General features: G+C 62.5%; 7 protein-coding genes and 1 pseudogene. 3 read left to right on the forward strand and 5 right to left on the reverse strand.

The window, feature by feature from the left end; all coding sequences use genetic code 11:
• Positions 1-219: 219 nt before the first annotated feature.
• Positions 220-2406, reverse strand: coding sequence for a multicopper oxidase family protein (locus tag G9E11_RS15245; protein ID WP_190607214.1), 2187 nt, complete (start codon positions 2404-2406; stop codon positions 220-222).
• Positions 2407-2985: 579 nt separating this feature from the next.
• Here G9E11_RS15245 and G9E11_RS15250 point away from each other — a divergent pair.
• Positions 2986-3234 (forward strand): hypothetical protein, encoded by a 249-nt coding sequence (locus G9E11_RS15250; protein WP_190607215.1) that lies wholly within the window; start codon positions 2986-2988, stop codon positions 3232-3234.
• A 294-nt stretch (positions 3235-3528) separates the two neighbouring features.
• Here G9E11_RS15250 and G9E11_RS15255 read toward each other — a convergent pair whose 3' ends face one another.
• Complete coding sequence (locus G9E11_RS15255; protein WP_190607217.1) at positions 3529-3747, reverse strand: hypothetical protein; 219 nt, start codon at positions 3745-3747, stop codon at positions 3529-3531.
• 345 nt (positions 3748-4092) lie between these two features.
• A complete protein-coding gene (locus G9E11_RS15260) occupies positions 4093-4509 on the reverse strand; it encodes a DUF7793 family protein (RefSeq protein ID WP_190607219.1) in 417 nt (138 codons plus the stop codon).
• A 1120-nt stretch (positions 4510-5629) separates the two neighbouring features.
• Here G9E11_RS15260 and G9E11_RS15265 point away from each other — a divergent pair.
• Positions 5630-5776 carry a hypothetical protein gene (locus G9E11_RS15265; RefSeq protein WP_190607221.1) on the forward strand — a complete coding sequence of 49 codons (147 nt, stop codon included), beginning with the start codon at positions 5630-5632 and terminating at the stop codon, positions 5774-5776.
• A 285-nt stretch (positions 5777-6061) separates the two neighbouring features.
• Here the strand turns inward: G9E11_RS15265 and G9E11_RS15270 are convergent, their stop codons facing one another.
• Entirely contained in the window at positions 6062-6496 is a 435-nt protein-coding gene (locus G9E11_RS15270) for a hypothetical protein (RefSeq protein ID WP_190607224.1), read from the reverse strand.
• 513 nt (positions 6497-7009) lie between these two features.
• Between G9E11_RS15270 and G9E11_RS21550 the strand changes: the two genes are divergently transcribed.
• The gene (locus G9E11_RS21550; RefSeq protein ID WP_190607226.1) at positions 7010-8437 is read left to right on the forward strand and encodes a pentapeptide repeat-containing protein; all 1428 of its coding nucleotides are present in this window, start codon (positions 7010-7012) and stop codon (positions 8435-8437) included.
• A 45-nt stretch (positions 8438-8482) separates the two neighbouring features.
• Here the strand turns inward: G9E11_RS21550 and G9E11_RS21200 are convergent.
• Positions 8483-8819: pseudogene (locus G9E11_RS21200) on the reverse strand (transposase); the annotation flags it as partial.

The following is an 8819-nucleotide window of genomic DNA, read 5'->3' on the forward strand; positions in this document are numbered from 1 at the left end:
TGCCGCGACGCTCGGTGCTGCCCCGATCGCGTCCACGTGGCGGCTGCTGGGCGACGTCGAAGACCTTGACCTGGACTTCGACCTGGAGGACTAGATAGCCTGGGCCGCAGGCCTGCCTGAGGGGTGCGCCAGAGCAAGATAGGCCGTCGTCACCAGGTTGTCACCGGAGGCGACCGGTTTGGCAGTGTGAACCAACGGCCGGAGGCGCTTAGTGTGCTTTCATGGTGTGATCTCCCAGGCGAACATCATGGCGTGGTCTTCGTGGCTCAGGTTGTGGCAGTGGCCCACGTATGGTCCTGTGAAGTCCCTGAATCCGCGGTAGAGGATCACTGATTCGCCGGGGTCCAGGGCCGCGGTGTCTTCCCCGGAGATGTCATCGGGATGACCGGGGTCCGGTGTGCGCGTGACGTCCTTGCCGTTGCGCATCACCACCTGGTGTTCCTCTTGATGGAGGTGGACCGGATGCACCCAGCCGCCGCCGCCGTTGCGGAGCTCCCAAAGGTTGAAGCTTCCCTTCTTTTGCTGGGCCAGGGGTGTTCGGCCGGCGGGGTTCTTCAGGCTCGGTAGGGCGTGGAAGGGGTCGAAGGGTTTGCCGTTGATGAGCCACTCTAGTTCCCCTCCGGCGCTGCCGCGCTGCACTTCGAAGATCAGCCGGTTGTCCAGCAGGCTCTGCCAGTTACTCGGCAGCGGCGGGCGCGCACGAAGGGCAGTGGGGACCAGGCTGTTGTCCGGAACCGTGTCGCCGATGACGATCTTGAGGAGAGGGATTTTGTAGTTGGGGTCGGGCGAGAAGCGTGTGGATGCGGCCCACTTTCGCCCGTTAGGCATTTTCATGACATTGGTGAGGTAGATGACATCGCCCTTCGTGGTGGGCGTGCCGTCCTGATAGCGGGTGAAATCAACGATCACCTCACGCCGCTTGGCCGGCCACAGCTCAAAGGAATCGCGCTTGATCGGGACCGGCAACAGGCCGCCGTCGACCGCTATCTCGTTGAACTGCATGCACTGCTGCCCGTCCTCGATGCGGTATTGGCCCTGGAGTTCCTCGCCGTTGTAGCCCAGCGAAGCCGACGATTTGGGTCCTCTGGTGGAGGTCATGAGCTTGAATTCGTAGATCCTGGCGACGGAGGCGTCAAGAAACCTGAAGCGGTATTTGCGCCGCTTCACCTCCAGGACCGGGAATGCTGTCCCGTTGATTGTGCAGATGTCGCCGACGAAGCCGTGGTTGGGGAAGTGCTTGTAGAAAGTCTTGCCCCACCATTCGGGGTGGGTCGCCGGGTTCTTGGCGGCCGGGAACTCACCCTGGCCGTCGTGGAAGTCCTTGTGGATGGTCACGCCGTCGTCGAACCGGAAATCGGTGAAGGCCAGCGGGATGTCATAGGCGACGTCGAACGACCCGTCGGGGTTGTTGGTGCGGACCCCCGGCAGCCGCAGTCCCCGGGTCTCGTCGCCCATGTCCATGCCGTTTTTCGGGTCATAGATCGGGTATAGGCCCACCATGCCCTTGTACACGTTCGCGCCGGTGTGGTCCATTGTGTGGTCGTGGAACCAGAAGAAGCTTTGCTTCTGCCCGTCGTCGTTACCGGCCGGCCGGTTCAGGTAGAGGTTGTCAACGAACATCCCGGGCCTGTAGCCCCGGTGCCGGGGCCCTGCCACCATAGAATAGTGGGGGTTGCCGTCGCTCTCCGGGGCGGTGTGGGAGTTGTGCAGGTGGGTCAGGAAGGACAGGTCCGGGGAGCCGAAGTCTTGCCGGTCCAGGTTCAGCGGGTTCTCATTCAGATGGTTTTCGAACCTGACCAGCACGGGCCTGCCGTATTCGGCGTTAATCCTCGCCCCCGGAAAGCCGCCGTTGAACCCGTAAATGGTGCTGGGCGGCAGGAACCGTTTCGTTCCCGCGGCGTAGGTCTTGCGTTTCGCGTCGAACGAAACCGCCGGCCGGCCGTCCTTGTCGATAGGCAGCACCTGGGACGTCGTAAACGAGTGGGTACGGACCAACAGGTTGATCTTATAGACGATCGGGTCCGGAAGGCCCACCTGGCTCGTCCACACCTGGTGCCGCTCATTACGCAGCGAGTTCTGCTGCCCCGGACCCGGTCCCGGCGGCTGCGGCCACTTGCTGAACACGGTCTTCGGCACCGGCGCCAGTGCTTTCAGGACGGGCAGCGGATCGTTGAACGGAGACAGGATGAGAGGACTTGTGGGGAAGGCCTCAATGTACAGGGCGTCGCTGAAGACCGTCGACGCTGCGGCAAAGGCGCCGTCCGGCGAGACCAACCCCCTTTGGGCCAGCAGTGGCCACGCCCAGGTCTGTGCGGCTGCCACTGCGGCCGCTGCTCCTCCGGCCGCGCCCAAACGCAAAAGAGTACGCCGGGCAAGGCCGCCAGTGTTTTCGGATTCTTCTGTCATGGTCAGTGCCTCCCTGGCATAGGGCGCAAGACATGCCAGCCGCTGCCCCTGTCAACCCCAATACGGATTCCGAGACCAGCTCCAAAGCACGCGGACCTCCCTGTCCGGTGGGTTTGCACCGCGGTGATTCCCCAAGGCGACAACCTTGCAATGCGGACCTTGGAAAAAACTTGGCAGCAGGGTTGGGGGATGGTACTGCTTTACACCAGCATTGTGAAGCGGTTGCCCTCTAGCCGGGGCCCTCTTTTCCGGACCTTCCAGGCACCGATCCGGGACATCGCCGAGCTGACCGGTCTGGACCTGGACCAGCTGATCGCCGTGGACGATGCCTATCGCTGCGACCGTCGGTACCGCCCGGGTCGGAACCACCTGGCGACTGCTGGGCGACGTCGAAGACCTCGACCTGGACTTCGACCTTGAGGACTAGGTTCGGCCGCTCCTGAGGATCAGGACGACAGCGGCTTGACAGGCGCCAATAACGTCAGCAGAACATCATCCTGAAGACACCAGCAGGCAATCTTGCCCCGGCACACTAGGAAATTGGGAGGGGAGTCTCTTGAGAAGCGGAAAGGTCAGATCATGATCAGCAGCGACCACTGTGTTATCGGATCCTGCGATGAGCTCAAACCAGGCGACGCCATCGAGGCGTTCTACAAGGGCACTCTGCTCTACCGCGGGCCGGTGACGGAGATCGCCCCTAGGCACGGACTGTTCTGGATCCTGGACACCGTTACAGGGAGCCGCCGCCTTCTGGACATCGCGGAATTCTCGATCGTGCGGTTGCCGGCGCACTACCGCGAAGTCCAGCTCAGCGCCCCGCGTCCCTAGGAGCGTCTACCGGGTGTTCACGCAGTATGGCGGCCAGAAGACGGACAGCTGCCGGGTCCTGGCCCTACCCCTGAACGGGTGAAGGCGTGGAAGCTCATCACCTTGGAGCCTTGGGCGGCTTCAGTCAGATCAGCCCAGGCCTCCTGCAGGTCTTCGCTCTGCGCCGGTGGGGCATTCGCCTTGCACCCGCCGGAACGTTCGGTTGCGGCGCCGTCTGAGCCTTTGGCTCGGTGAAAAGATGTTTGAAGCTCGTGCGGGTCTCCTTCTGACAGTCCTTGCCCGATGTGGCGCCGTCTACGCCGCTGGGACCATCCAGAAGCCGGCAACGGCTGCGCTGTCCGGCTCGGTGGTCATGGGCACGAGATGCGTGAGGACCTGACCTGCCTTAAGGTTCACCGTCATGGTGCTGGCTGTTCCACACTTGAGCGCGAGTTCGTGGGTTGATCCTCCTCTACGATCCGGCTGCGCAATGAGGAGGGCAGCATCGGTGATGCCGACACAGGCAGAGGTCACCTTGTAGCGTCCTTGGGGTACACCGGGCAGCGAGGTACGGTGCCCGTCGCTACCAAGTCCGCCCGAACCGCCCAAAACGAGGTCCGACGGTCTGGGGCCGAGGATGCCGTCCAGCTGTACTTGGTTGCTTGCCTGTTTCTCCGCTAACGCGGGATCGGCCGTCGGTGGGGGAGGCGGTGCCGGCCGGGAAGTCGCAGGTGGCGCGGCCGTTTCGTCGTCTGTGTATGCACAGGCGCTCATGGCCCCTGCGGAGCTGGCCAGGACCAGTAAGAGCGCCAGGCCGCTGACTTGTTTTCCCCCAATGAACCCCATGCCCCGCAGACTATCGGCATCCCCAAGCGTGAGCTACCTGCTGGGGTCTTTCGCTGTGTCATGGAGCCAGTCGAGCGCACCCTGAAACTCCATGAAGTATCGGCGCGGGCATTGGGGCGAGACGAGACCGAAAAGCCTGTGGGCGACGATTTTGTCAACCGGGGATTGGCCGACCACGGCCAGGCCGGTGACGGTCGCGGCGTGGGAATGACCGGTCATCGCCTCCCGGTCGATCATGGTCACCCCGGTGACGTTCAGCAGGACAGCCAGCGGCTCCCTGCCGATAACCGCGGCCAACTGTTCCCTAAGATGTGACGCGCTGGCTGCGGTGATCTGTCTTGAGGGCAGGGTGACCGCCAGGATGCGATCACCCACCCACTCAGCCGTCGCACCATCTACGGCCAGGACGGAGAGCCCAACCCCGTCCCGCTCGTCCGGGCCTGCGTTCATGTGCTCATTCCCCCTGATGAAAGAACGGGCGTCGGGCAGTTGGTTCCGTCTGATGCCGCGATACGCGGCTGCCTCACGGCCCATGTGCGCACAATACCACTGCGGCCCACAGGATGATGGAGGCGCGGACAGCACCAGTGAACCGTGCTTACGGTCCTCTGACTGCCTGCGTGCTCCGGTACCAGGAAAACCCTGTCCTTGTTCCCAAGGACCTCCACGCTTGTTCCAAGGAATCAGGCGGACACTGGAGTCAGTCGGCGGCGGTGGGCCAACGGTTCCACCCTCCGGGACCTTGCTTCCTAACCCAGTCCGCCGCCGGCGTCCACAATCGCGAGTGGCCTGTTCGCTTCCCGTGACTGCCTTCTCCTGTCGATAACCGCGGCTCAGGCTTTTTCGAAATAGAGATAGAAGCCTCGCGGAACCCGAAGTCCATCCAGTGCCGGCGCAGCTTCTTTTTGGCCAGTTCATGCTCCGGGGATCCCTCCAACGGGGCGTCGTCATCCAGCAGCGGAGCGGCCTCAAGGACGACCAGGGCGGGTTGTGGCCAACGGTGCCCAGGATCGCCCGGAGCATGGCATGGCCGGTGCGGCTGCCACGGAACCTTGGCTCGACGGTCATGGATGACAGGACGAGAAGGTCGCCGCCGTGCTTCATGCCGGAACAGACCAGATTGGGCCGCTCGTGGGCGAGCATCTCTGCCACACGCCCATCATCTCCGAGTCGACGGCATCCATGGTGTAGAGCAGGTCGATGGTGCCGGCATCGGGGACGATCCTGACCAAAGCCCCGCCGACGTGGACCTCCTCACCGTCGCCATCCTCGTCAACGGACCAGTCGGTCCCGGTGGCCGATACAGATTAGTCGATGGGAAAGTCGCCCCGGTCGTGGTCCGGTCCGGGGACCGCGGTACTCGCAGTTGTAGTGGAAGCTCAGATACTCGGGGTCAAGGGCGGGCATGGCTGTCCTTGCGGTCGGGGGTCGGGAGTCCTCGTGGAGTCTATGTGATCGGCCAGTCAGGCTGCCGGTCCGATCATCACTTGAGGCTTGAGGATGGACGCATATACTGACGCCGTACGTGGTACACGTGCAACATCAGCAACACCACGAGGGGGAAATTGCGATGAGAAAACTTGCCGCCACACTTCTGATGACCGGCGTTCTCGCCGTTGCAGGGTTCGCTGCTCCGGCCAACGCCGCACCGGACCAGGACACCACCACGTCCTCAAGCTCGGCCAACTACGCAAGCGTCGGCTGGTGGCCGCATTAAGTCCAACCGTATTTAAGCGTCAACCGAAGGCCGCCCTCACCATTCTCGGTCGGGGGCGGCCTTTTGACACCATCCCGGCAGATCTCGCGTTCTCCTTGGTATCAGGCGGCTTCCAGCTTAGCGAGACGTTCAGTGATGCGGCTGCCGGCGCGGTGGGCCTTCGGGCAGGCAGCAAGCCACCGCTTCAGAACCGCGATCTCCTCGTCCTTCTGAGAGAGCTTCCGGTGGACGATGGCGGCCTGCTCCGTGTACCAGGCTGCGGGTTCCCGGCCGCCGGCGTTTCCCTTAGGCCGCCTGGATGGCCTTGTAGCAGAGCACGAGGGCCTCCTCGAGCCGGCCTTCGCGCTTCAGCTGTTTGATCGGCTCCACGAGCTCGAGGTAGTGGACTCCGTCGACCATGCCCCGCTTGAACTGGGCCGCACGCTGACCGCCGCCGCGTGGCGCCTCCTGGACCATCTCGGTCTTGTCGACATGGGAGCTGTTGATGCGTTCCCTCGACGTAAGGGCCGGCGGGTACTCCCGCGTGTGCGTCCATTCCGGTTCGCCGTCGCCCAGCCAGACGTAGGCCTTGGCCAGCAGTTTTTGTTCCCGCAGGACGTGCAGCTGGTAGCTCACCGACTGACTTGCTCCGGCCGGCAAAGCAACATGTTTTGCAGCGTGCGAGGGGAGGCAGCCGACCCTCTCGCCATCCACCAGCACAGCCACGGCCTGTGGATCCATGGGATTCTCCGGCTCCCTCTGAAGCTGGGCCTGGCCACGTAGTAACCGCGCTCTCCGAGACTGTTCCGGTCGGCCAGAGCAGCGACCGTGTCCTTGGCGAACGTGGTGGTGCCGGCCACTTCCACGCGCTGAAGCCATGCAGCCGCTCGTGACGCTGGGCTTCGTGAAACTGATCGAGTCGGGCATAGCAGCAAGACGATGAATCAGCACTTGCCCGGACAGTTTCGGCAGTACTGGTTTCTGCTGCTGTTTTATGAGGGGGCAGATGCAGTGCATTGGATGCGGTGTGGGATCGGTCAACTTTTGTGGCGCTCCCGACACAAGGCAGGCCTCGCGGGCAGTCCTTTCCAAGGTGGAACTTGCATGTGATTATTGCTCATGGGCAGGAGACGAAGTTCGTCTGCGGCCAAAGGGCAGTCCACGCAACTTCGTCGCCGCACTGCTCAGGTCGTCCGGCGCGCACGACTGTGGACCGCCGTCCTAGTTACCGTGGCAGGGGCGGTAGTAATTGCGGTGAACGCCTATCTGGTTCTGGCCAATTTTCTTCCCAGCGGTAATGATCCAATTCAACCCAAGGACCTCACCCAATTCGCGTTAGCGATCGTCGCCGGGATCGGCGGTGTTGTAGCACTGGTAGTTGCCTACCGCCGCCAGCAGGGCATCGAACAAGGCCGTTTCGTGGAACGGTTCGGTGCAGCGGCGAGCCAGCTCGGTAACTCGGATGTGGCCGTTCGCCTCGCCGGCGTTTATGCCATGGCCGGTGTCGCGGACGAAGCATCCTCTTCGGAGCGGCAACAGTGTGTTGATGTTCTTTGCGGCTACCTTCGGCTCCCTTATTCTCCAGTTTTAGGTTCCAACCACCAGAGCGAACTCCAACGTCAGGTTCCCGGCCGTGAAGGAGAAGGGGTGACCCACCGGTTCCTATACCGGCAGAACGACAAGGAGGTCAGGCAGACTATCGTTCGGGTCATCGCAGCGCACCTGCAGGAGGATGCAGCGGAGTCGTGGTCAGAGTGCAGTTTTGAATTTCAGGGGGCAGCGCTAGAAAACGCTGACTTTAGTGGAGCAATTTTCAGTGGTGGCCGCACTTCCTTTATCGATGCAACCTTCAGCGGAGAGCGGACCTACTTCAATGGGGTGACCTTCAGGGGGTGGCGCACCCTGTTTCACAGGGCAACCTTTGGCGGGGAGCATACATCTTTTGGTGGTGCCAGGTTCATGGCGAAGAAGACCTACTTCAGCGGGGCGACCTTTAGCGCGGTGCGTACCTCGTTCGATAGGGCGACGTTCAGTGGTGGGCCGATCTACTTCAGCGGGGCAAACTTCAGTGGGTACCGTACTGCCTTCCGTTGGGCGACGTTCAGTGGTGGGCCGATCTACTTCAGCGGAGCAGTATTTAATGCGGAGCGCACTTGGTTTGACGGGGCTAGCTTCGACGCGGAGGGCGCTTGGTTCGACAGGGCGACGTTCGGTGGGTTCCGCGCTCAGTTCAGCGGGGCGACGTTCAAGGCGGACCGTACTTGGTTCGTTGGAACGGCTTTTAGCGGGGACAGCATCTCTTTTGACGGTGCAACGTTCAGCGGGGGGCACACCTCTTTTGACAGGGCGACGTTTAGGGGGGAGCGGACCTCATTCGACGGAACAACCTTTAGCGGGGATCGAACATCATTTGAGAGGGCTGAACTGAGCGGTAAGCATCTGTCTTTCGCTAAGGCGAAATTCAGCGCGGAACGCACCTCGTTCGACTATTCGTCTTTCGGTGGGGAACGAACGTCGTTCCGCAGCTGCGAGTTCGTCAAAGGAACCGTGTCCTTCCGAGGCCCAAAAAGATGGAGCCCCGCCCCTCAATTTGATTGGGATGAAGGCGTGCCGCCCGGGCATCGGAAGCACAAGCCTGAAAATGTCCTGCCACCAACTTGGCCACCCAAAGTGCGAGTTTGATCGGAGTGGGGTTGCACGCAAGTCGTGGACAGTTGATCGGGCGGCTTGTGCCGGCTGAGGTTGTGACGCCGAGAGCAGCAGTTCGTGCTCGACCGGGGTGTTGTAGCCCAGGGCTGAGTGGAGCCGAGTGCGGTTGTAGAACTCCTCGATCCAGCGGCCGGTGGCCCTGATCGCGTCTTGCCGGGTTGCCCAGCGTCGCCGGTCGTAAAACTCTGTCTTCAGCGTGGACCAGAATGATTCCTGCATGGCGTTGTCCCAGCAAACTCCGGTCCTGCCGACGGACTGCCGGATGCCCAGCCCGGCGCAGACGTCGTTGAGTTGGGCGGAGGTGTACTGGGTGCCCCGGTCGGCGTGGAACACCACCACCCCGGCCGGGCCCCCG

Source organism: Arthrobacter ipis (assembly GCF_014694315.1).
Taxonomy (GTDB): Bacteria; Actinomycetota; Actinomycetes; order Actinomycetales; family Micrococcaceae; genus Arthrobacter; species Arthrobacter ipis.

What these genes read in the sequence shown, in the direction of transcription:
- G9E11_RS15250 (WP_190607215.1), top strand. Translation starts at nt 2,986, where the DNA reads ATGATCAGCAGCGACCACTGTGTTATCGGATCCTGCGATGAGCTCAAA.
- G9E11_RS15270 (WP_190607224.1), bottom strand. Translation starts at nt 6,496, where the DNA reads ATGGATCCACAGGCCGTGGCTGTGCTGGTGGATGGCGAGAGGGTCGGC.
- G9E11_RS15265 (WP_190607221.1), top strand. Translation starts at nt 5,630, where the DNA reads ATGAGAAAACTTGCCGCCACACTTCTGATGACCGGCGTTCTCGCCGTT.
- G9E11_RS15245 (WP_190607214.1), bottom strand. Translation starts at nt 2,406, where the DNA reads ATGACAGAAGAATCCGAAAACACTGGCGGCCTTGCCCGGCGTACTCTT.
- G9E11_RS15260 (WP_190607219.1), bottom strand. Translation starts at nt 4,509, where the DNA reads ATGAACGCAGGCCCGGACGAGCGGGACGGGGTTGGGCTCTCCGTCCTG.